Raw genomic sequence first — 19,752 nt, 5'->3', positions numbered from 1 at the left:
GCTATGGCGCGCTATGGATTTTCCACCAGCTACAGCCCACAAGCCACGAGCCGCTTTCCAAACCCCCACCCCAGCCCTCCCCCAAGGGGAGGGAGCCTGGGGGGACGGCGACCGACCACCGGCGTCGTATTGCTCGGCATCAAGGAAACACGGGTCCCCCTCGGTTGGCCTGGGCCGGTCAAGGTGTTTCCACAAGCTACAGGCCACGAGCCACCTACCGCATTTTTCGCTTCCCCGGACGAGGCCGCCTGCCGGCCGAGATCCGGGGCCCATGCCGGGAAAACGTCTGAGATTTCGTCGCCACCGATAGGCCCCCCCTTCGAGCCACGAACCCCGGGTCGCAGGCCGATGCTTTCCTCCCCCGCCAGGGGAGGTGGCCGCGGGCCGGAGGGGGGTAGTTGGTTGGGGGGTAAGAGGTGGGGTGTGGGGTATGGAAGCTGGGAGGGAGGCGGTTGCGACCGGAGCGTGCAAGACGTTACGTCACGGGAGTTCCACAGGCCACAAGCTGCAGGCCACTGGCTCTTGTCAGAAGGTGGCCGCCGGCGGCGCACCCTGCCTTATGATGGCCACGGTGCCTGCGCACCGGGGAGACGATGAAGACCTACCGCTACCTCGACCTCATTACCGCTGCCTTCGTGGCCGTGCTGATCATCTCGAACGTCGCCGCCACCAAGGTGGTGGTGCTCGGCCCCTTCACCTTCGACGGGGGCACGCTGCTCTTTCCGCTGGCCTACATCTTTGGCGACGTCCTCACCGAGGTCTACGGCTACGCACGCAGCCGCCGGGTGATCTGGACCGGCTTCGCGCTCTTGGCGCTCGCGAGCCTGACCTTCAGCGCGGTCGCGGCGCTGCCGGCGCTCGCGGACCCCGAAGTGACGCCCTACGCCGAGGCCTTCGACCGGCTCTTCGGCCTGGTGCCGCGCATCGTCCTGGGCAGCCTGCTCGCCTACTGGGCGGGCGAGTTCGCCAACAGCTACGTGCTGGCCAAGATGAAGGTGAAGAGCCGCGGCCGCTTCTTCGGCGCGCGGGCGCTGGGCTCGACGCTGGTGGGCCAGGCGGTGGACACCGGGCTCTTCCTGCTCGTCGCCTTCGCCGGAGTCTTCCCCGCCTACGTGCTGGGGCTGATGTTCGCGAGCAACTACGTCTTCAAGGTGGGCGTCGAGGTCGTCTTCCTGCCGCTCACCTACGCGGTGGTGGGCGCGCTCAAGCGCGCAGAGGACGAGGACTACTTCGACACCGACACCGACTTCAACCCCTTCCGCCTCGGGGGGTAGACTGCAGGCATGCACATCGTGGAGCGCGACGAAGACCTGCGCTGGATCCTGGGCAGCGCCTACACCGTGGCCGTGCTGGGGGCGCACCCCGACCCGAAGCGCCCCGCGCACTACGTGCCGGCCTACCTGCGTGAGCACGGCTACCGGGTGCTGCCGGTGAACCCGAAGTACGCCGGCCGTGAGCTCTTCGGCGAGCGGGTGCGGGCGCGGCTCGACGAGATCGACGAACCCGTGGACGTGGTGGACGTCTTCCGCGCCGCGGACAAGCTGGATGGGCACCTGGACGAGATCCTGGCCATGGAGCCGCCGCCGGGGGTGGTCTGGCTGCAGCTGGGCATCCGCAACGACGCCTTCGCCGAAAAGCTCACGGACGCGGGCATCACCGTGGTGCAGGACCGCTGCATGCTGGCAGAGCACCGCCGCTTGATGTGAGGAGGCCGCGATGGAGATCCAAGTCGTTCACAACCCGCCCAGGGAGAAGCTGGAAGCGATGGGCGTCTTCGGCTGGCCCGTCTGGACCAAGGAGGAAAGCACCTTCCCCTGGACCTACGACGCCGAAGAGACCTGTTACTTTCTGGAGGGCCGCGTCGTGGTCACGCCCGACGGGGGCGAGCCGGTGGAGGTGGGCGCGGGCGACCTGGTCACCTTCCCCCGGGGGATGCGCTGCACCTGGAAGGTGCTCGAGCCCGTACGCAAGCACTACAACTTTGGCTAGGCCGCTCCTCGTCCTCCTGCTCCTCCTGGGCGGCTGCCGCGCCGCGCCGGCGAACCGGGTGCTGCCGCAGCGCTCGCCCGGCGAAGCCTACGTCTTCGACTTCGACCACGGCGTTCCGGTAATCCGCGAGGGGCGGCGCACGCTGCTGCGCGACGAGCGGGCCCCCTTCCGCAAGGACCCCGAGGTCTACTGGCTGTGGGACGCCGGCGGTAGGCTCTGGATCTACGTCGCCCCCGAGAACGCCGTCTACTATTACGAACGCACCCCCGAAGGGTGGCGGCGGCGCGTCTGGACGGGAGAGCGCTCCACCCGCCCCGAGCGCGACCTGCTGCCCCCGCCGGGGCTCTACCCGCCGTGCCCGACGTCGAAATGACCCCCGAGCTCCGCCGGGCGCTGCTCGCCTGGTACGACGCCGAGCGCCGCGAGCTGCCCTGGCGCGGTACGCGCGACCCCTACCGGGTGCTGCTCAGCGAGGTACTCTTGCAGCAGACCCGGGTGGACCAGGCCCTCCCCTACTACCGGTGCTTCCTCGCGCGCTTCCCTACGGTGGAGGCGCTGGCCGCGGCCGGGGAGGAGGAGGTGCTCGAGGTCTGGCAGGGCGCGGGCTACTACGCCCGTGCGCGAAGGCTGCGCCAGCTGGCCTTGCGGGTGGCGCGCGAAGGCTGGCCGCAAAACCGCGAGGGGCTGCTGGAACTGCCGGGCGTGGGGCCCTACACCGCCGCGGCGGTGGCGAGCATCGCCTTCGGCGAGCCGGTGGCGGCAGTGGACGGCAACGTGCGGCGGGTGCTGGCGCGGGTGCACGCCGAACCGGATCCCAAGCCGGCCTGGCTCGAGCGGGTGGCGGGGGCGTGGCTCGAGCCCGCAAGGCCCGGCGACTGGAACCAGGCCTTGATGGAGCTGGGCGCGCGCGTCTGCACGCCACGGAGCCCGAACTGCGCCGCCTGCCCGCTCGCCGGCCTCTGCCGCGCGCGGGCCGCGCCGGAGCGCTACCCCGCGCCCAAAAAGCGGCGGGCGGTGAACGAGGCGCGCTGGGCGCTGGTGCTCCGCGCGCCCGGCGGGGTGGTGCTGGAGCGACGCGCAGACGGCGAGCTCGCCGGTCTGTGGGGCGTGCCCATGGGCCCGGGTACGGCGCCGCCCCAGGCGGCGCTGGCGCGCTACGGCGCCGGGGCGGTGGAGGCCGCGGGCACGGTACGCCACGCCTTCAGCCACCGCCGCCTGGTCGTGCACGTCTTCACGGGCCGGGCCGCCCGCGGCGGGGAGGACCCCGGCGGCCGCCCGCTTTCCGAGCTGGACCGCAAGTTACTGCGCGCCGCCGGGTTCGAGTAAGCGGCCGAGGGCGAGGCCTGAGGCCGCCCGCGCCTGGGGCGGCGCGTGCCCCGTGACCACCCGGCCGGCGGCGTAGAGGTTCGCGAAGCGGGAGAGGCGGCCGCTCGCGGCCTCCCACTCCTCGGGGGCGAAGCGCTGGAAACGCACCGTGTAGGCGGGCGCGCCCTGGGCGGCGGGCACCTCGTAGGCGTCGGGTACGAAGGCGAAGCCGAGGCGCTGGAGGTGTTCGTAGAGGTCGGGATAGGCGGCCTCCCCCAGCCGCCCCGCGGCCTCCTCGAGCGCCCCCGCCGAAAGCGTGGCGCCCAGGAAGCTGCCCACGGCGAGCACCACCGCGCCGGCGCGGTGGTCGAAGCCCTCCCAGGTGCGCACGCCGACGGCGCGGCCCTCCTCGACCAGCAGCGCTGCGACCGACGACTGGAAGAGGTGGAGGTCCGCGAGCGCCTCGAGGGCGTACTTGGCCCGGCGGTGCAGCTCCCAGACGTCGCCGGCCCAGGCCTCGGCCAGCAGGCTGCCCGCAGGCGCCTCGCCCTCCGGGAGCCGCTCGGGCCGGTAGACGCTGTCGAGGCTGTCGGTCACCAGACCGACGGCAAACCCCCGCCGCGCCAGCGCCCAGGCGGCCTCGCTGCCGCTCGGCCCCGCCCCCACCACGAGCACGTCGTAGGCGCTCACGACTCCGCCCCGCCCAGCATCGGCGCCCCGCGCTCGAGGCGGAAGGCCAGGTAGCCCTCGCCGGGAGCGTGCAGCATCAGCAGGTGCTCGTCGGGCGCGGCGAGCCAGAGGAAGAGGGGCAGCTTGGTGCGCGGCCAGCCCCGCTGGTAACGCTCGCCCTCGAAGGTGTAGGCCATGAAGATCTTCTCGTCGTCGTCGGCGTAACCGGGCTCGTAGAGGACGACCAGGTCGCCCTCGCCCGCCTCGGTGCGCTCCATGACCTCCCACAACCAGATCTGCGCCTCCACCGGGGTGAGGAAGACCCCCGCCGCCTCGCCCAGCCAGGCGTAGGCGGCGTTCGGCAAGCCGGGAAAGGAGACGAAGACCCCCTCGGCCCCGTGCACCAGCTCGACCACCTCGTTGGCGTAGCGGGCGCCGCCGGCGCTCTCGCGCACGAAGCCCGCGAGGAGGCCGTGGCGCTGTTCGAGCTCGCCGGGGGTGAGGCCCAGCTCCAGCGCCTCGATCAGGATCCGGTAGTGGCCCAGTTCGCGCGCGTGCTTCACGGCTTGTCCCCTAGGTGCACCGCGGCGATGCCGCCGGTAAGCAGGCGCCAGCGCACCCCGGCGAAGCCGGCCGTGCGCATCATCTCTGCGAGCCGTTCGGGCCGCGGAAAGCGCTCCACCGAGCTGGGAAGGTAGCGGTAGGCCTCGGGCCGGCCCGAGACGACCCCGCCGATCCAGGGCAGCACGCCGTTGAAGTAGAAACGGTAGGCCCGGCCCAAAAGCCCCTCGGGGGGCGGCGGGAACTCGAGGATCACCGCCCGCCCGCCGGGCGCCAGCACCCGGAAAAACTCGGCGAGGCCGCGCTCGTAGTCGGCGAAGTTGCGGAAGCCGAAGGCGACCGTGAGCGCATCGAAGCTCGCGTCCGCGAAGGGCAGGGCGAGGGCGTCGGCCTCCACGAAGCGCACGTCCGTACCGGCCCGCTCGGCCTTGGCGCGCGCGAGCTCGAGCATCTGGGGGGTGAAGTCGCCCCCCACCACCTCGGCCTCGGGCCGCGCCCGCTTGAGCAGCAGGGCCACGTCGCCGGTTCCGGTGGCCACGTCGAGGATGCGGCGGGGGGCCTTCTCGGTGGCCAGCCGCACCGCCAGCCGCCGCCAGCGCTGGTCCACCCCGCCCGAGAGCAGCCGGTTGAGCAGGTCGTAGCGCGGCGCGATCTCGCCGAACATCGCGCGCACCTTGCGGGCCTTGGCCTCGGTCTCGTTCATCGGGCCCATCCTACCGCGCCGGAGCGGGGCTCACCCGCCCGGGGGGCATGCGTTACAATCGGGGGCGTGAACCGCGTTTGGTTAGCCCTCACCTCCGCCGTTTTCCTGCTCCTGCTCGCCGCGAGCCCCTGGGCGATCGCGCTGCGGGCCTTCGGGGGAAAAGGGGTGCTCATCACCCTCTGGGGCACGGTCGACCTCTACGGCCGGGCCAAGGCGCTGCCCGACGTCAGCTGGCTGGGTTACTTCACCGTCTTCTGGGTGGCCCTGGCCCTAGTGGCGGCGGTGGCGGCCTTCCTCCCCCAGGCGCGCACCCGCGCCCGCGTCTTCTACGTGCTCGGGCTCGTGGGCGTGGCCGTCTTCGCCCTGGAAGCCTACCTCTTCTACCACGCCGTCTGGGCGGTCAACGACGCGGCCCTGGCCGAAGGCGCCCGCAGACCTCCGCTCAAGCGGTACAGCCTCTCGCTGGGGGCCTACGCGAGCTTCCTCTACAGCCTCTTCCTGCTCGCGGTGGGGCGGTTGCAGCTTCCCGGCGGCCGGGCGCTCTTGGTGCGCTAGCGCGGGGTGATCGTCCCCGCGGTGAGCATGCTGCTCGCCATGGTGGCCGGCGCGGTTGTGGTCTGGATCCTCAAGGACGTCAAGATGCCCGAGGGCAGCGGCACCCTCGCCTACCTGGCGGCCAAGCTGGACCTCGTCACCTACACCTTCCAGCTCCTCTTCGGGCCGCTGCTCACCGCCTCCGGCTGGTTCCAGAGCCTGCTCATCGCCACCCCGCTCATCTTCACCGGCCTCGCCGTGGCCTTCGGCTTCCAGGCGGGGCTGTTCAACATCGGCGCGCCCGGACAGCTGACCATCGGCGCCATCATGACGATGCTCGTGGGCGTGCACCTGGCCAACGCCCACTGGTTCGCGGGCCTGCCCGACGGGGTGGCGCGGGCCGTCTTCCTGCCGCTCAGCATCCTCGCCGCCGCGGCGGGCGGGGCGCTTTGGGGCGCGATCCCGGGTTGGCTCAAGGCGCGCTTCGGGGCGCACGAGGTGATCAACACGATCATGATGAACTACATCGCCGCCTCGATCTTCCTCTTCATGATCGCCTCCAACGAGTACACCTTCTTCGGCAAGTGGACCCTGCACATGCCCTTCAAGTTCCCCGGCTACGAGGCGCGCAGCTACGAGGTGGCCGAGTCGGCCCGCATTCCGCTGATGGTCAACCTCTTCGGCTTCCAGCAGGACGCCTCGGGCGCCTGGACGGGCGCGCTCAGCTGGGCGCTGCCGCTGGCGCTGGTGGCCATGGTCGTCGTCTACGTACTCACCGCGCGGCTCGAGCTGGGCAAGCGGCTGCTCGCCGCCCTGGGCGCGGGCGTGGCCGGCTACTTCGTGGGCGGCTTCCTGCCCGGCATCCCCATGGAGCTCTCGCCCAAGCTGGCCTCGGTGCGCCTCAACGGCGCCTTCGTGATCGCCGCCTTCGCCGTGGCCTTCTACAACTACTACATGTGGCGCACCCGCGACGGCTACGAGCTGCGCGCGGTGGGGCTCGCCCCCAAGGCGGCCGAGTACGGCGGGGTGAGCATCGCCAAGAAGACGATCATGGCCATGGCCATCTCCGGCGCGCTCGCCGGTCTGGCGGCCACCCACTACGTCCTCGGGGGCGGCATCGACGAGTACCGCCTCAAGCAGTCGCTGCCCACCAACGTGGGCTTCGACGGCATCGCCGTCGCCCTCCTGGGTCAGAACACCCCGATCGGCGTCTTCCTCTCGGCGCTGCTCTTCGGGGTGCTGCTCACCGGCGGGCTGCAGCTCGACCTGCAGCTCGGCATCAGCCGCGAGCTGGTGATGATGCTGCAGGCGCTGATCGTGCTCTTCATCGCCGCGGGCGGCTTCCTGCCGCGCTACTTCACCGACCCGATCCTCGCGGCCCAGGCCGAAGAAGGCGCGCGGGGGGTGATCTGACATGGACCTGGGCGATCTCTTGACCCTTGCCTTCCTGGTGCCGCTGTTGCAGACCACGCTGCGCTCCACCACCACCCTGCTGCTCACCGCCCTGGGCGGGATGTTCAGCGAGCGCAGCGGCGTGGTCAACATCGCGCTCGAGGGCATGATCATCTTCGGCGCGCTCACCGCCGCGGTCAGCGCCCAGCTAATGGAAGCCCCCTACCTGGCCGAGAACCCCGGCGCCCGCATCTGGTGGATCCCCTGGGTGGCCGTGCTGCTGGCGATGGTCGTGGGCGCCTTCATCGGCTGGATCCACGCCGTCGTCTCGATCAAGTACAAGGCCGACCAGATCATCAGCGGTACCGCCATCAACCTGCTCGCCGCAGGCCTGCCCTCGCTCGTCCTCGCCTACTTCTACGACAACACCACGGCCTCCAAGGAGCTCGTCAACCGGCTGCCCGAGTGGTTCGGCTTCAGCCCCCTCGTCTACCTGGCCTTCGCGCTGGTGCCGATCACCTGGTACGTGATGTTCAAGACCCCGTGGGGGCTGCGGCTGCGCAGCGTGGGCGAGCACCCCGAGGCCGCCGACACCATGGGGATCAACGTCTTCCGCACCCGCTACACCGCGGTTATCCTCTCGGGGGTGCTGGCGGGGCTCGCCGGCGCCTTCCTCTCGATCGGCGTCCTCAACCAGTTCGTGCGCAACATGTCCGCCGGTCAGGGCTTCATCGCCCTGGCGGCGCTGATCTTCGGCAAGTGGCACCCCATCGGGGTGCTGGGAGCGACGCTGCTCTTCGGCTTCGCCAAGGCCCTGGCCATCCAGCTGGGCGGCGGCGACATCATGCCGCCGACGGTGATCGAGGCCTTCCCCTTCATCATCACCATGCTGGTGCTCGCCGGCTTCGTGGGCACCTCGCGGCCGCCCAAGGCGATCGGCAAGCCCTACGAGAAGTAACCGCGGCCCGAGCAACGCGCGCCGCCCCTGCACGGGGCGGCGTCATTCGTGGGCGCGGAAGCGGGTTCCCAGCGCCCCCAGCCGCACCTCGAGGCGGCTGCCGTCTTTGAACCAGACCTCCAGGTGGCGGCGGTTGAGGCGAAAGCGCTCGATTCGGGGCACGAACTCGGGAGCGGCGCCGCCCGCGTCGGGCGCCCAGGCCTGCACCCAGCGGGTGTGGGGGTCGTGGCGGAAGTGCAGGAAGCTGCCGTCGACGAAGAGCAGCTGCGCCTCGAAGAAGCCGCGGCCCACCTTGAGCCGGCGCGCCTGCCGGCGCACCCTTTCGGCCCACACGGCTAGCGCTTCCCCAGCACCCGCGTCTCGGGCGCCGGGTAGCCGTAGCGGTAGCGCCCGAAGTAGAGCAGCGCCCGCACCCGCGCCGGGTCCAGGGCCTCGCCGCTGAAGGCCGCGGGGTCTTCCCAGACGCCGCGCAGCCGGCCCACGAAGAGGGTGTGGTCGCCCGCCGGCCAGGCGGCGGTCTTCTCGAGCTCGTAGGCGGCGTAGAAACCGCCGAGCAGCGGCACGTCGAGGGCGCGGCCGCGCACCACCTCGAGGCCGAAGGCCGCCACCTTGTCGGTGTCGCGGCCGCTCACCGAGCCGAGCTGCTGCACGCGCTCCGCCTGCTCGTAGGGGTGGAAGGTCACGCTGAACGCCGAGGCGGCCTCGAGCAGGCCGTGGGTGAAGCGCTTGGGGCTCACGCTCACGCCGAAGAGCGGTGGATCGAAGGAGAGCCCCACGTTCCAGACCGCGGGCATGAAGTTCACCCGACCCCCGGCCTCGACCCCGATGACCGCGGCGATGGCCGGATAGAAGTGGTTGAAGTGGCGCGGTTTTTCCTCGACCCGTTGAAACTCCACAACTACCCCTCCTTGTCGCGGGGGCGCAGGTCCTCCTTGGGCGCCGTGATCACGCCCCCACCCTCGGTGTAGAGGTCCACGGTCCCGGCGAGCGGGTTGAGCTTGATCACCTTGCCGCAGACGCCCGCCGAGGTGCAAACCTTGGCGTTCTTCTTGGGCATGTCCGCCAGCAGCTCCTTGTAGTGGGGGTGCTCGTAGGCGAGGCAGCAGAGCAGGCGACCGCAGGGGCCGCTGATCTTCTCGGGGCTGAGGGGCAGCTGCTGGTCACGGGCCATGCGGATCGTGGCCGGCGCGAACTGCTGCATCCAGGTGCTGCAGCAGCTTTCCAGACCGCACATCCCCAGGGTGCCCAGGAAGGCCGTCTGGTCGCGCGGGCCCTTGGCCACGAACTCGACGCGGGCGCCGGCGTGGCGGGCGATCTCGCGCACCGCGCCCCCGAGGTTGACCCGGTTTTCGGCCGAGTAGTAGACGACGACGTGCCCCCCGTCGAGGGTGTAGTTGCAGCCCAGCACCTTGACCTGGGGCAGCTTGGCGCGCAGCCGCGCCTTCAGCCACCACTTCAGGCTTTCCTCCTGCTCGCGCAGGCGGTGGACGCGGTCGAGGTCGCCGGCGTCGGCGACGCGCACGACCTCGCCAAAGGCCTTGTTCGTCTCCCGCGGTGCGGCGCGCACCTCGCCCAGCTCGAGCCCCCGGGGGGTGCGCGTCACCACCTTGGTCCCCACGGCCGGGGCCTCGCCCTTGAAACGCATCTCGTAAAGTTTGGGCTCCCTACCGTGAAACAGTCGAACCCGAACGCAGTTCGGCATAAAGCCTCCTCAGGGTCAGGGCCAGCCGGGTGTAGACCAGGTCGGCGGCCACGTAGGCTTCGAGCGCCTCGCGCGCCTCCAGCAGCGCCTCCAGCGCCTGCCGGCGCGCGGCGGGGGGCCAGGGCTCGAGCATCCGGGCCACGAAGACCCAGGGGTCGAAGGGGCCCTCGGCGAGCCGGCGCAGCACCTCGGTCTGCGCCAAAAGCTCGGCTGGCTCCCCGGCCAGCGCCCGGATCCACGCCTCGGCGGCGCTCGCCGCCTCGGCCAGACCCGCCGGATCGGCCAGGGCGGTCTTCAACCGGCCCACCGCACCCTCACTGTACCGCAGCGCCGCTTCGTCGTCGGTGAGGGCCCGCAGCTCCTCTTCGGGCAGCGGCCCGAACCCCACGGTCAGGCTGCGGCTCGCCAGCGTGGGCAGCACCGCCTCGCGGCTGGGAGCGATCAGGATCAGGTAGGCGTGCGCGGGCGGCTCCTCCAGCATCTTGAGCAGGGCGTTGCCCGCCGCCTCGCCCAGCAGGTGCGCGGAGTCCACCACCCCCACCTTGGCGCGGTAGCGGGGCGCGGTCTGGAGCCACTCGAGCAGGCTCTCCTCGTCCGAGCCCGCGCGGGGGGCGATCTGGTCCAGGTGGATCTGGGGCCGGCGCGCCGTCTGCCCCGTCTTGGTCAGGGTGCGGGGGGCGACCTCGAAGAGGTCGGGGTGGTGCTGCGTGCGGCAGGAGGCGCAGACGCCGCAGGGCGGGAAGCCGCGCTCGCAGTTGAGGCCGTAGGCGAACCAGTGCGCCACGGTGCGGCGCCCCACCCCCTCGGGTCCCACGAAGAGCAGGCTCTGGGCCGGCTTGCGCGCCAGGAAGCGCCGCTGCCGCTCGTGCCCGATCACCTGGGTCACGGCCTACCTGCCCTTCTTGAGGCGCTGGTGCAGCGCGGGCGGGAAGCCCACCTCCTCGACCCGCCGCGCCACCGCTTCGATATCGAAGGCGACCCGGTAGGCGCGCACCGTCCCCGCGTCCTCGTCCCAGACCGCGTACCCGGCGAGGGGAACGCCGTCGCGGGGCTGGCCCACCGAGCCCGGGTTGACCATCGCCCGCGCCTTGGGCCCCACCTTGAGCAGGTTCTCGGGCTCGGTGAAGGGCTTGTAGCGCACCCAGGGGCCCTTGGGGCCGTCCAGGGCGGTAAAGGCTCCGGCCAGGTGGGTGTGGCCGTGAAAGATCCAGCGCGCGGAGGTGCAGCCGAAGGCCGCGCGCGCCAGGTCGAGGTCGTCGACGTAGAGGAAGGGGTCGCAGGGGCTGCCGTGCACCGCCAGCCAGCCCTCGCCCTCGCGCGTCCAGGGGAGCGCGGCCAGCCAGGCGCGGTTCTCCTCGCTTAGGTGTTCGCTCTGCCAGCGGAGGATCTCGAAGACGTACCCCTCACCCTCGAGCACGTCCTGGGTCAGCATCCAGGCGTCGTGGTTGCCCATCACCCCCTCGGCGCCGAGCGCCCGCAGACGGTCGATCACGGCGTCGCCGTCGGGGTAGTACCCGACCGCGTCGCCCAGGAAGAGCACGCGCTCGAACTCGTGACGGCGGGCGTGCTCGAGCACCGCCTCCAAAGCCGCCAGGTTGCCGTGGATGTCGGAAAGCAGCAGGGTGAGCACGTATAGAAGAATAGCACGCGTGCGGTAAGCTGATTTCATGCCGGGACCGCTGCTGGACGCCATTACGACCGACCTGGAAGTGTTTTCCCGGTACACCCGCGCCCGGGTGGACGCCTTCGGCACCGTTCTGGCCACCTTCGAGGGGGCGCACGGCGGCGTCACCCTGCTCGTCTGGACGCCGCGCGAGCTCGCCGCCGAGGTGCTGCGGCGGCTGCCCGCCGCCTACCGCGGCCGCATCGTGCTGGGGCTCGACGCCTCGGGCGGGGACCTGCGGCCCTTCGAGCACGCCCTCGAAGGTTCGGGAGCCGAGGCGGTGCTGCTCGTCCGCGAGGAGCCGGGCCTGCGCCACGCCGGCGGCGGCTGGAAGCTGGCGCGGCTGGAAGACGAGACCGTTCGGGTGCCGCTGGACCACACGGCGCCGCCGGTCGAGGAGGAACGCACCGCGCCCACGGGGCTGCGCTACCGCGAACGGCGCGCCTACCCCGAGTGGTCCTCGCCGGCGCTCGACGGCTCGCGCCCCGGCAGCCCCGCGCCCCAGGGCCACGCCGCGGCGGCGCGAGGGCTCGGGGTCTACGCCGCGGGTCTGCTAGACTTGGAAGAGGCTTGGACGCCGCTTTTCGAGCGCCTGCGGGCGCTCCCGTGAGGGAGGGAACATGGACTGGTTGATCTACGTTGCGGTCTTCGTGGTGGGGGCGTTGGTGGTCTCGGGGGTCTTCTACTTCACCTTCAACCCCCGCATGCTCGCGACCGAGTCGGGCGAGGTGGACCTGGTGCTGATCGGGCGCACCCTGCTGATGATCGTCCTGACTTCGGTCGCCGTCGCGGCCATGCTGTTGCTGGGGCGGTACTACGTCTACACCCCGCCGGCCTTCGGGGGCCCCTGAGCCGGCGGGTCCGCTAACCCAGGTAGGCGAGGTCGGCTTCGATCTCGCCTTTCGCGTAGCTCAGCACCGGCTCGAGCTCCGGGGGAAAGGCGCGCTCGAAGGTCTCCAGGCAGGGCAGGACCTCCTTTTGCAGGAAGCCGCGCTCCCAGGCGCGCCGGGTCTCGCCGCCCCGCGCCGCCGAGGCCGCCAGCTGCTCCATCTTCTGGACGAAGCAGACCCGCGGCACCCCGCCGGTGGCGCGGCAGATCAGGCTCTCGTGGCCCGGGCAGTGTGCCAGCGCCCGCTCGAAAGCCGCCGCCAGGTCCGCGCGGCCGATCAGCGCCACGCCCAGCGGCCCCCCGAACAGGGCCGCCAGGCGCTTGTAGCGCGAGCTGCGCAGATGGCGGATACGGCTTTCGTTCTTCATTAACCCGAGCCTACGCCGGTCGGCGCGGTGACCTGGAGGGACAATCCGCCCCGGGCGGCTTCACTTCTTGGCCATTTTATCCATAACGGCCTCGATTTCCTCCATTTCCCGGCGCAGGTGGGCCAGCGTCCGCGGCAAGAGGCGCAGCAGCAGGAAGAGCAGACCGAGGGCCTGCTGGATCTCGGGGTCGTTCAGCTGCGAGAACAGCCCTACGGGCCCCACCCGGGGCGGGTTCTTGACCACCTCCGGCGACAGCGTCTCGCCCGCGGCCTTGCGCGCCGCCTCCACGAGCATCCCCAGCGCGGTAGGGTCGATCTCGGCGAGGACCTCGGTCAGGTTGGCGAGATGGGCCAGCATGCGCAGGTTCTTGGGCTCCATCAGGAGGCTGAGGTTGCGCATCAGGGTCTCGGAGGTGTCGCCCGCGAGCTGGAGCACGCCGCTCTTGTCGATCTTCTCCAGCGCCTCGGCGGCGTGTTCCAAGGCGTCGGCCTGTTCGAGGAAGCGGTCGAGGATGGTGAGCAGGCGCAGGTTCTTGGGCTCCATCAGGAGGCCCATGTTCTGCACCAGCGTGGGCCCCGCCTTGAGGTCGGCGAGGAACGCGATCCCGCTGTCTTCCAGGATGCGTTCGATGCGCTCGAGCCTTTCTTCTACCTTGGCCATGGCTGCCTCCTAGAAGAGGGTGGCGAAGAACATCGACTCGAAGAGCATCTTGGCGATGCGCACCGAGCGGCCGCGGGCCATCACGCCGCAGGACGGCATGCCGCGCCCCGCCAGCATGTCGCTGAAGTCGCACTCGGGCAGCACCGCGTCGTCGCCGAAGTCCATGATGCACATCGCCACCGGGTTGAAGGGCTCGCCAATGTAGGCGCCCCGCAGGTCGGCGGCGATCACCCCGGCCACGTACTCGCCCTGGTAGTGCACCACCACGCCCGCGGGGGGCAGGTTCAGCCCCGGGTTCACGGTGTCGCCGATGACGAAGATGTTCTCGTACTGCAGGGAGCGGAAGGTTTCCGGGCTCACTTCGGGGAAGCCGCCCGGCCCCGCGAGCGGCGACTCCCGCACCACCTTGTTGGGGGCGAAGGGGGGCACCAGGATGAGGCGGTCGTACTCGAGGGTGCGGCCGTCGGCCGCCTTGACGACCCCGTCGCCGCCTTCGGCCAGCTCGAAGCTGCCGTGGAACTCCACCCCCTTGCGGTCGAGGATCTTCGAGATCGCGTGCGAGATCACCGGCCCCATGCCCGCCAGCGGCGCCGGGTTGACGTGGAAAATGGCGATGCTCGAGCGGCTGCGCAGCCCCTTGACCCGCAGGGCGAAGTCGAGCTGGCCGGCCACCTCGAAGGGCGCGGGCGGGCAGGGGTAGTAGGGCGAGGACACCCCCACGACCCAGCGCTCGCCCTTCGACTCCTTGAGCCAGGCCCGCAGCGCGAGCGCCCCCTCCTCGCTCCAGGGTGCCTGGGCCCCCTCCACCGGATAGGCCAGGGGCTCGGCGCCCAGCGAGACCACCAGGTAGTCGTAGGTGAGCTCGCCGCGGTCGGTCTGGACCGCGTTGCGGTCGGGCTGGAGCTCCTGCACCTCGGCCTGGAGGAAGTGGATGCCCTTCTTCTGCAGCGCGACCAACGGCCGGCGGATCTGCTCGATCTCGCGCAGGCCGAAGGCCACCCACGGATAGGCGGCGATGAAGGTGTGCTCGGCGTTGCGATCGACGACGGTCACCTCGACCTGGTTCCCCAGGATCTCCACGAGCTTGTTCGCGGTGATCACGCCGCCTGATCCACCACCCAAGATCAGCACTTTCTTGCGCATACCTACCTCCACGGTTCCGACTTGTGGTTCGTCCGTATTCTGTACCCCCTACCCCTGCGCGCGACAGTGTCAAATGCCCCCAGAGCCCATCAGGACGGCGGTTTCCTAGGTTTTGGAACGGGTGACATTTGCACCTGCGCGCCCCGGCGGCGGGAAGGTTTAATGGACGCAGGACGCGCTTAGGGAAGGAGGGTCCGTGAACCCGCTTCACCACGTCGCACGCTGGGCCGTCAACCAGAAACTCGGCCACCTACGCTGGGAAGCGCCGGGGCGGCTCTCGGGCGGGGTGCGCCCCAGCCGCTCGTTCCTCTACATTCACGTACCCTTTTGCGAGTCGATCTGCCCCTTCTGCATGTTCAACGCCCACAAGCTCGACCGCCGCTCGAGCCAGGTGCAGGACTACTTCGCGGCCCTGAAGCAGGAGCTGCTGATGTACGAGGCCGCCGGCTTCGACTTCGGCGCGGCCTACGTCGGCGGGGGCACGCCGGCGCTGGTGCACGAGGAGCTGGCCGCGTTCCTCGAGTTCGTGCGCGACCGCTTCGACCTCGCCGAGGTCTCGGTGGAGGCCAACCCGCGCGTCTCGGACGCGGCGGTGCAGTCGTTCCGGGCGGTGGGCGTGGACCGCCTCTCGGTGGGGGTGCAGAGCTTCGACGACGGCATGCTCGCGCGGCTGGGAAGGCTCGAGGCCTACGGTTCGGGCGCCGAGATCCGCGAGCGGGTGAACCGGCTCTTGGGCCAGTTCCGCATCGTCAACGTCGACTTCATCTTCAACCTGCCGGACCACGACCCCGAGGTGCTGGCGCGCGACCTGCAGACTGCCGTGGACGACGGCATCGACCAGCTCACCACCTACCCCCTCATGGAGGCGCAGCAGAACCGCAGCTACGTGGACCGGCAGGGCCGCATCGACTACGACCTCGAGGCCTACCTGTACAAACGGGTAATCCTGCCGACGCTGCGCGAGCGCTACACCCCGGTGAGCTCCTGGTGCTTCTCCCGCAAGGACAAGCCCGAGGTCGACATGCTCGACGAGTACGTGGTCGACTACTTCGACTACGTGGGCATCGGCACCGGATCGATGAGCCTGCACGACGGGCGGGTGAGCGTCAACGCCTACACCCTGCCGCTCTACCAGCGGCTCGTCGCCCAGGGGAGGCTGCCGGTGGTGCTGGAGTCGGCGCCGCTGGCGCGCCGCGACTACATGCTCTACTACCTGATGATGGCCCTCTTCGGCCGGCGGGTGGACTGCAAGAAGTTCGAGGCGATCTTCGGCGTGCCCCTCAAGCGGGCCCTCTGGCCCGAGTGCACGGCGCTGCGCGCCATGGGCCTGGTCTACGCCCGCGGCGACCACATCTACACCAACGAGCGGGGAATGTACGTCTTCCTGATGATCCTGCGCGAGTTCTTCACCCACGTCAACCGCTTCCGCAGCCTGGCGCGCGAGGCCTCGCACAAGCTCGAGCGCCACCCCGCCGCCCCCAAGCTGAGCTTCGAGCCGGTGCTCGACTAGAGCGCTCGCAGGTCTTCGAAGAGCAGCCAGCCCACCCCCGCCGGCGTCGCCTCCAGCACCGGCGCCAGCCGCTCCTGCAACGCCGCCACCCAGGGGTGGAGGCCGTTGGGGTCCCGGTCGGTGAGCACGAGCGCGGTGAGCTGGTAGAAGCGCTGGCTGGCCGTGGGGGTGCCGTCGTCGAAGAAGGCGAAGGGTGGACGGATGGGGTCGAGCAGCAGCACGGCCTCGGCCTCCCCCAGGTCCAGCGTGGCGGGGAGCTCGAGCTGCGGGTCCCACGCCTGCTCCTGGGGAACCCAGAGGTAGCCCTGGAGGAGCCGGACCGCCTGCTCGCTCACGGCCTGGCGGCGGAGGCCGGAAGCGTCAGGCCCCGGCGCAGCAGCTCGCGCACGAACGGCTGCGGCTCCTCGAAGCGGTGGGTCATCAGCCCCAGCTCCGCGGCCGCGGCGATGTTGCCCTCGTGGTCGTCGACGAAGAGCACCTCGCCCGGCGGCAGCCCCATGCGCTCGAGGGCCAGCTCGAAGGCGCGCGCGTCGGGCTTCTTGACGCCCTCCTCGTTGGAGAAGAAGACGGCGTCGAAGCGGTCGAACCCCTCCCCCGCGCGCAGGTAGTCGGAGATCACCGGGTAGTTGTTGGAAAGCAGCCCCACCGTCACCTCGGCGGGGATGGCCGCGAGCAGCTCGTACATCTCGGGCCGCGGCGCCACCGAGGCCAGGAAGAGGGCCTCGAAGTCCTCGTAGGGCGCCTCCACGCCCAGCGCCTGCGCGAAGTAGGCCCAGAAGCGCGGCAGGCTCCACTCGCCGAGCTCGAGCCGCCGCACCTCGGCGAAGTAGGCGTCGGCCACGCGCTCGCGGGGCAGGTCGAAGCGGCGGGCGGTGTTCGCGACGACGCGGCCGTCGAAGGTCCCCACGGTGAAGACCCCGCCCCAGTCAAAGAGGATGCCCCTCGGTTTCATGGGAAGGAGTTTACCGCATGTTCGCCGCTGCGGGGAGGCGAACGGCGGTCCGCCGGCCTCAGCCCTTGACCACGATCACCGGCCGCAGCCGCGCCACCCGGCGGCCCAGGCCCGCCCCCTCGACCACCTGCACCACCTCGGCCACGTCCTTGTAGGCCTCGGGAGCCTCCTCGGCCACGGTGCGGCGGCTCACCGCGCGCAGCTCGATGCCCGCCTCGGCCAGCTCCCGCACCAGGTCGCGCCCCTTCACCTGCTTCTTCGAGCGCGCCCGGCTGAGCACCCGGCCGGCGCCGTGGCAGCTCGAGCCGAAGCTCTTTTCCATGGCGCCCGCGGTGCCCACCAGGACGTAGGAGTAGCGCCCCATGTCGCCCGGCACCAGCACCGGCTGCCCGACGGCGGCGTAGGCCGGGGGCAGGTCGGAGGCCCCGGGTCCGAAGGCGCGGGTCGCCCCCTTGCGGTGCACCAGCACCCGGCGGCCGCCGTGGGTCTCGAACTTGGCGTTGTTGTGGGCCAGGTCGTAGACGACCCGCAGCGCGTGATCGCGCGGCGCGAAGCCGGCGGCCTCGAACGCCTCGCGCACGTAGTGGGTGATGAGCTGGCGGTTGGCGAAGGCGTAGTTGGCGGCGGCGGCCATCGCCCCCAGGTAGGCCCGCCCCTCGGGACTCTCGATGGGGGCGGCGGCCAGCTGCCGGTCCACCAGCTCGATGCCGTACTTGGGAGCGACCTGCAGGAACTTCTGCACGTGGTCCTGGCAGACCTGGTGGCCCAGCCCCCGGGAGCCGGTGTGAATGAGCACGGTCACCTGGTCCTCGCGCAGGCCGAAGGCGGCGGCGACCTCGGGGTCGTAGACCTGCTCGACGTACTGGACCTCCAGGAAATGGTTGCCCGAGCCCAGGGTGCCGAGCTGCGGCAGCCCGCGCTCGTAGGCGCGCTCGGAGACGCGGCCGGGGTCGGCGCCCGCGAGCCGCCCGCCCGACTCGATGTGGTCCAGGTCGTCCGCCTCGCCCCATCCCTGGCGCACCACCCAGCCCGCCCCCTCCTCGAGCACCCGCGCCAGGCTGCGGCGGTTCAGCTTGACGTCGCGCCGCTTCGAGCCCACCCCCGCGGGCACGCGCTCGTAGAGACGGTCGGCCAGCCAGGCCTTGCGCGGCTCCAGGTCGCGGCGCTCGAGGCCGCTGGCCAGGAGCCGCACCCCGCAGTTGATGTCGAACCCCACCCCTCCCGGGCTCACCACCCCGCCGGCCTCGGGGTCGAAGGCGGCCACCCCGCCGATGGGAAAGCCGTAGCCCCAGTGGATGTCGGGCATGGCCAGCGCCGGCTCCACGATGCCCGGCAGCGTGGCCACGTTCATGAGCTGCACCAGCGAGGCGTAGTTCTCGCTCTCCAGGTGGGCGAGGATGCGCTTCGAGGCGAAGAAGACGGCATCGGCGCGCATCTTCCCCTTCCGCGGGATACGGAAGGTGTAGCGGTCTTCCTGCACGAACGATACGTTCATGGCCCGCCTCCCCTCAGACGTCCAGAATCACCCGCGCGCGGAAGCGCCCCTCCGCCTCCTCCACGACCAGGCCGTGGTAGGTGGCGGCCTTGACCTCGCCGGCGAAGCGGTCCCTCACCTCCTCGAAGGGCAGCAACTCCAGCTCGGCCTCGAGCCGGCGCCCCTGCGGCGCGGCGGTCAAGCGCACGCGCGTCCGCACCGGGACCTCGCCCCGGGTCTGCACCCGGTAGATCAGCTCGTCAAGCCAGCGCACCATCAGCGTCTCCAGATCGGGCGCCGCAAGCGCGAGCCGCTCGCGGCGGCGGCCCCGCCGCGGGAGTTCACCCTCGAAGAGCACGCGCAAGAGCGCGGCTGCGGCGGCCTCGAAGACGCCGCCCAGGGAGTCGGCCTCCACCTCGAAGCCCACGTCGGCGGTGTGCTCGAGCATGCGCAGGCGCGTCATCAATCCAGCCCTTCCCGCTCCTCCCCTTCGTATCCGACCAGGTGGAAGGTTTCCTCCAGCAGCCGCGGCGCGGCCGCGTTCATGATCTTCAGCACCGAGAGCGCCTGGGTGCGGTACTGCGCCATCGCCTTGAGCTTGACCGCGAGGGCTCCGTGGTCGAGCGCGACCCGGTGCGTCGGCGGCTTCCACCCCTCCCGGAAACCCGGATAGGGCCGCGGCGGCGCGTAGTAGTAGAGCTTCACCGGCCGGTAACGCGCGAGCGCCTCCACCACCCAGCGGTGGGTGGCCACGTGGTCGGGGTGCCGGTTGAGCCCGTTCGGCGGAAAGGTGACGACGCGTTCGGGCGCGAGCGCCCCGAAACGCCCCACGAGCAGGTCCACGATCTCAGGGTGATCGCCCACGCCCTGGTCGGGGTAGCCGTGCACCTCCAGATGCCCCACCCCCAGGATCGCCGCCGAGCGGCGCAGCTCCTCTTCGCGCACCCGGGGCAGCTCCTCGCGGCTGCACAACCCCAGGTCCTTGCCCCGGTCGCCGCGGGTGAGCGTGATCAGACCCGTGCTCCAGCCGCGCCGGGTGGCCTGGTAGAGCACCCCGCCCGCCCCGAAGACCTCGTCGTCGGGGTGGGGCACCACCAGCAAGAGTTCCACATCCCTATCCTAGCGCAGCCCCCCAGCGCGGCCAGGCGCGGCGGTTGACAGCCTTCCCCGCATTTGCTATCTTGAGTCTTGCGCCCAGCGGGTGCGGGGATCTTGAAAGCACGGATCAGGGAAGGCGAAAAGCGCAGGCCGGACGCGGGTAAACCCCACACGCGGTCTGC

At 71.0% G+C, this 19,752-nt stretch carries 25 protein-coding genes and 1 pseudogene; 10 read left to right on the top strand and 16 right to left on the bottom strand.

Features of this window, described 5'->3' with window-relative positions; all coding sequences use genetic code 11:
• Window positions 1-593: 593 nt before the first annotated feature.
• The 5 genes from HNQ05_RS12090 to HNQ05_RS12070 are packed head-to-tail and all read left to right on the top strand — an operon-like array spanning window position 594 to window position 3,315.
• Entirely contained in the window at window positions 594-1,274 is a 681-nt protein-coding gene (locus HNQ05_RS12090; protein WP_147148973.1) for a queuosine precursor transporter, read from the top strand.
• A gap of 9 nt (window positions 1,275-1,283) precedes the next feature.
• A complete protein-coding gene (locus HNQ05_RS12085; RefSeq protein WP_147148975.1) occupies window positions 1,284-1,706 on the top strand; it encodes a CoA-binding protein in 423 nt (140 codons plus the stop codon).
• Between the two features lie 10 nt (window positions 1,707-1,716).
• Window positions 1,717-1,989, top strand: coding sequence for a cupin domain-containing protein (locus tag HNQ05_RS12080; protein ID WP_147148977.1), 273 nt, complete (start codon window positions 1,717-1,719; stop codon window positions 1,987-1,989).
• Window positions 1,982-2,362, top strand: a complete 381-nt coding sequence (locus HNQ05_RS12075; RefSeq protein ID WP_147148979.1) for a hypothetical protein — start codon at window positions 1,982-1,984, stop codon at window positions 2,360-2,362. The genes HNQ05_RS12080 and HNQ05_RS12075 overlap by 8 nt, the downstream gene beginning before the upstream one ends.
• Window positions 2,359-3,315: an A/G-specific adenine glycosylase gene (locus HNQ05_RS12070; RefSeq protein ID WP_147149023.1), complete on the top strand. Its 957-nt coding sequence runs from the start codon at window positions 2,359-2,361 to the stop codon at window positions 3,313-3,315. Before HNQ05_RS12075 ends, HNQ05_RS12070 begins: the two co-directional genes overlap by 4 nt.
• On the opposite strand, the gene HNQ05_RS12065 is transcribed toward HNQ05_RS12070, so the two are convergent.
• From HNQ05_RS12065 to ubiE, 3 genes are read right to left on the bottom strand one after another with little or no spacing between them, the layout of a single operon-like run.
• Complete coding sequence (locus HNQ05_RS12065) at window positions 3,289-3,984, bottom strand: FAD-dependent oxidoreductase (protein ID WP_147148981.1); 696 nt, start codon at window positions 3,982-3,984, stop codon at window positions 3,289-3,291. The two genes, HNQ05_RS12070 and HNQ05_RS12065, sit on opposite strands and share 27 nt — an antisense overlap.
• Entirely contained in the window at window positions 3,981-4,526 is a 546-nt protein-coding gene (locus tag HNQ05_RS12060) for a hypothetical protein (protein WP_147148984.1), read from the bottom strand. The genes HNQ05_RS12065 and HNQ05_RS12060 overlap by 4 nt, the downstream gene beginning before the upstream one ends.
• Window positions 4,523-5,227: a bifunctional demethylmenaquinone methyltransferase/2-methoxy-6-polyprenyl-1,4-benzoquinol methylase UbiE gene (gene ubiE, locus HNQ05_RS12055; RefSeq protein ID WP_147148986.1), complete on the bottom strand. Its 705-nt coding sequence runs from the start codon at window positions 5,225-5,227 to the stop codon at window positions 4,523-4,525. The genes HNQ05_RS12060 and ubiE overlap by 4 nt, the downstream gene beginning before the upstream one ends.
• Before the next feature lie 66 nt (window positions 5,228-5,293).
• Here ubiE and HNQ05_RS12050 point away from each other — a divergent pair.
• Both HNQ05_RS12050 and HNQ05_RS12045 read left to right on the top strand, forming a co-directional pair.
• Window positions 5,294-7,174, top strand: a pseudogene (locus HNQ05_RS12050) (ABC transporter permease).
• Between the two features lies 1 nt (window position 7,175).
• The gene (locus tag HNQ05_RS12045; protein ID WP_147148988.1) at window positions 7,176-8,111 is read left to right on the top strand and encodes an ABC transporter permease; all 936 of its coding nucleotides are present in this window, start codon (window positions 7,176-7,178) and stop codon (window positions 8,109-8,111) included.
• Between the two features lie 42 nt (window positions 8,112-8,153).
• Here the strand turns inward: HNQ05_RS12045 and HNQ05_RS12040 are convergent, their stop codons facing one another.
• The 5 genes from HNQ05_RS12040 to HNQ05_RS12020 are packed head-to-tail and all read right to left on the bottom strand — an operon-like array spanning window position 8,154 to window position 11,443.
• Window positions 8,154-8,444, bottom strand: coding sequence for a hypothetical protein (locus HNQ05_RS12040; protein ID WP_147148990.1), 291 nt, complete (start codon window positions 8,442-8,444; stop codon window positions 8,154-8,156).
• 2 nt (window positions 8,445-8,446) lie between these two features.
• Window positions 8,447-9,007: a flavin reductase family protein gene (locus HNQ05_RS12035; protein ID WP_147148992.1), complete on the bottom strand. Its 561-nt coding sequence runs from the start codon at window positions 9,005-9,007 to the stop codon at window positions 8,447-8,449.
• A gap of 2 nt (window positions 9,008-9,009) precedes the next feature.
• Entirely contained in the window at window positions 9,010-9,813 is an 804-nt protein-coding gene (locus tag HNQ05_RS12030; protein ID WP_147148994.1) for a PSP1 domain-containing protein, read from the bottom strand.
• Complete coding sequence (locus HNQ05_RS12025; RefSeq protein ID WP_147148996.1) at window positions 9,776-10,699, bottom strand: DNA polymerase III subunit; 924 nt, start codon at window positions 10,697-10,699, stop codon at window positions 9,776-9,778. Before HNQ05_RS12025 ends, HNQ05_RS12030 begins: the two co-directional genes overlap by 38 nt.
• 3 nt (window positions 10,700-10,702) lie before the next feature.
• Window positions 10,703-11,443, bottom strand: coding sequence for a metallophosphoesterase family protein (locus HNQ05_RS12020; RefSeq protein ID WP_147148998.1), 741 nt, complete (start codon window positions 11,441-11,443; stop codon window positions 10,703-10,705).
• 37 nt (window positions 11,444-11,480) lie between these two features.
• Between HNQ05_RS12020 and HNQ05_RS12015 the strand changes: the two genes are divergently transcribed.
• Together HNQ05_RS12015 and HNQ05_RS12010 are read left to right on the top strand one after the other, a co-directional pair.
• On the top strand, window positions 11,481-12,086 hold the full coding sequence (locus tag HNQ05_RS12015; RefSeq protein ID WP_147148999.1) for a hypothetical protein: 606 nt from the start codon (window positions 11,481-11,483) through the stop codon (window positions 12,084-12,086).
• A 10-nt stretch (window positions 12,087-12,096) separates the two neighbouring features.
• On the top strand, window positions 12,097-12,327 hold the full coding sequence (locus tag HNQ05_RS12010; RefSeq protein ID WP_147149001.1) for a hypothetical protein: 231 nt from the start codon (window positions 12,097-12,099) through the stop codon (window positions 12,325-12,327).
• A 13-nt stretch (window positions 12,328-12,340) separates the two neighbouring features.
• On the opposite strand, the gene HNQ05_RS12005 is transcribed toward HNQ05_RS12010, so the two are convergent.
• The 3 genes from HNQ05_RS12005 to HNQ05_RS11995 are packed head-to-tail and all read right to left on the bottom strand — an operon-like array spanning window position 12,341 to window position 14,536.
• Window positions 12,341-12,733, bottom strand: coding sequence for a hypothetical protein (locus tag HNQ05_RS12005; RefSeq protein WP_147149005.1), 393 nt, complete (start codon window positions 12,731-12,733; stop codon window positions 12,341-12,343).
• 60 nt (window positions 12,734-12,793) lie between these two features.
• Complete coding sequence (locus HNQ05_RS12000) at window positions 12,794-13,393, bottom strand: helical membrane plugin domain-containing protein (protein WP_147149007.1); 600 nt, start codon at window positions 13,391-13,393, stop codon at window positions 12,794-12,796.
• Between the two features lie 9 nt (window positions 13,394-13,402).
• On the bottom strand, window positions 13,403-14,536 hold the full coding sequence (locus HNQ05_RS11995; RefSeq protein WP_147149009.1) for an NAD(P)/FAD-dependent oxidoreductase: 1,134 nt from the start codon (window positions 14,534-14,536) through the stop codon (window positions 13,403-13,405).
• 196 nt (window positions 14,537-14,732) lie between these two features.
• Between HNQ05_RS11995 and HNQ05_RS11990 the strand changes: the two genes are divergently transcribed.
• The gene (locus HNQ05_RS11990) at window positions 14,733-16,046 is read left to right on the top strand and encodes a coproporphyrinogen III oxidase family protein (protein ID WP_147149011.1); all 1,314 of its coding nucleotides are present in this window, start codon (window positions 14,733-14,735) and stop codon (window positions 16,044-16,046) included.
• Here the strand turns inward: HNQ05_RS11990 and HNQ05_RS11985 are convergent.
• From HNQ05_RS11985 to HNQ05_RS11965, 5 genes are read right to left on the bottom strand one after another with little or no spacing between them, the layout of a single operon-like run.
• On the bottom strand, window positions 16,043-16,381 hold the full coding sequence (locus HNQ05_RS11985) for a DUF3208 domain-containing protein (RefSeq protein ID WP_147149013.1): 339 nt from the start codon (window positions 16,379-16,381) through the stop codon (window positions 16,043-16,045). The two genes, HNQ05_RS11990 and HNQ05_RS11985, sit on opposite strands and share 4 nt — an antisense overlap.
• Entirely contained in the window at window positions 16,378-16,998 is a 621-nt protein-coding gene (locus HNQ05_RS11980) for an HAD family hydrolase (RefSeq protein WP_147149015.1), read from the bottom strand. The genes HNQ05_RS11985 and HNQ05_RS11980 overlap by 4 nt, the downstream gene beginning before the upstream one ends.
• A gap of 58 nt (window positions 16,999-17,056) precedes the next feature.
• Window positions 17,057-18,493: an RtcB family protein gene (locus HNQ05_RS11975; protein WP_147149017.1), complete on the bottom strand. Its 1,437-nt coding sequence runs from the start codon at window positions 18,491-18,493 to the stop codon at window positions 17,057-17,059.
• Window positions 18,494-18,506: 13 nt separating this feature from the next.
• On the bottom strand, window positions 18,507-18,935 hold the full coding sequence (locus HNQ05_RS11970; protein WP_147149019.1) for an archease: 429 nt from the start codon (window positions 18,933-18,935) through the stop codon (window positions 18,507-18,509).
• Window positions 18,935-19,582: a PIG-L deacetylase family protein gene (locus HNQ05_RS11965; RefSeq protein ID WP_147149021.1), complete on the bottom strand. Its 648-nt coding sequence runs from the start codon at window positions 19,580-19,582 to the stop codon at window positions 18,935-18,937. The genes HNQ05_RS11970 and HNQ05_RS11965 overlap by 1 nt, the downstream gene beginning before the upstream one ends.
• Between the last annotated feature and the right edge of the window lie 170 nt (window positions 19,583-19,752).

The sequence above is a fragment of the Oceanithermus desulfurans genome, assembly GCF_014201675.1.
GTDB lineage: Bacteria > Deinococcota > Deinococci > Deinococcales > Marinithermaceae > Oceanithermus > Oceanithermus desulfurans.
The sequence above is the reverse complement of the archived record's forward strand: the minus strand, read 5'-3'. Positions and strand labels throughout refer to the sequence as shown.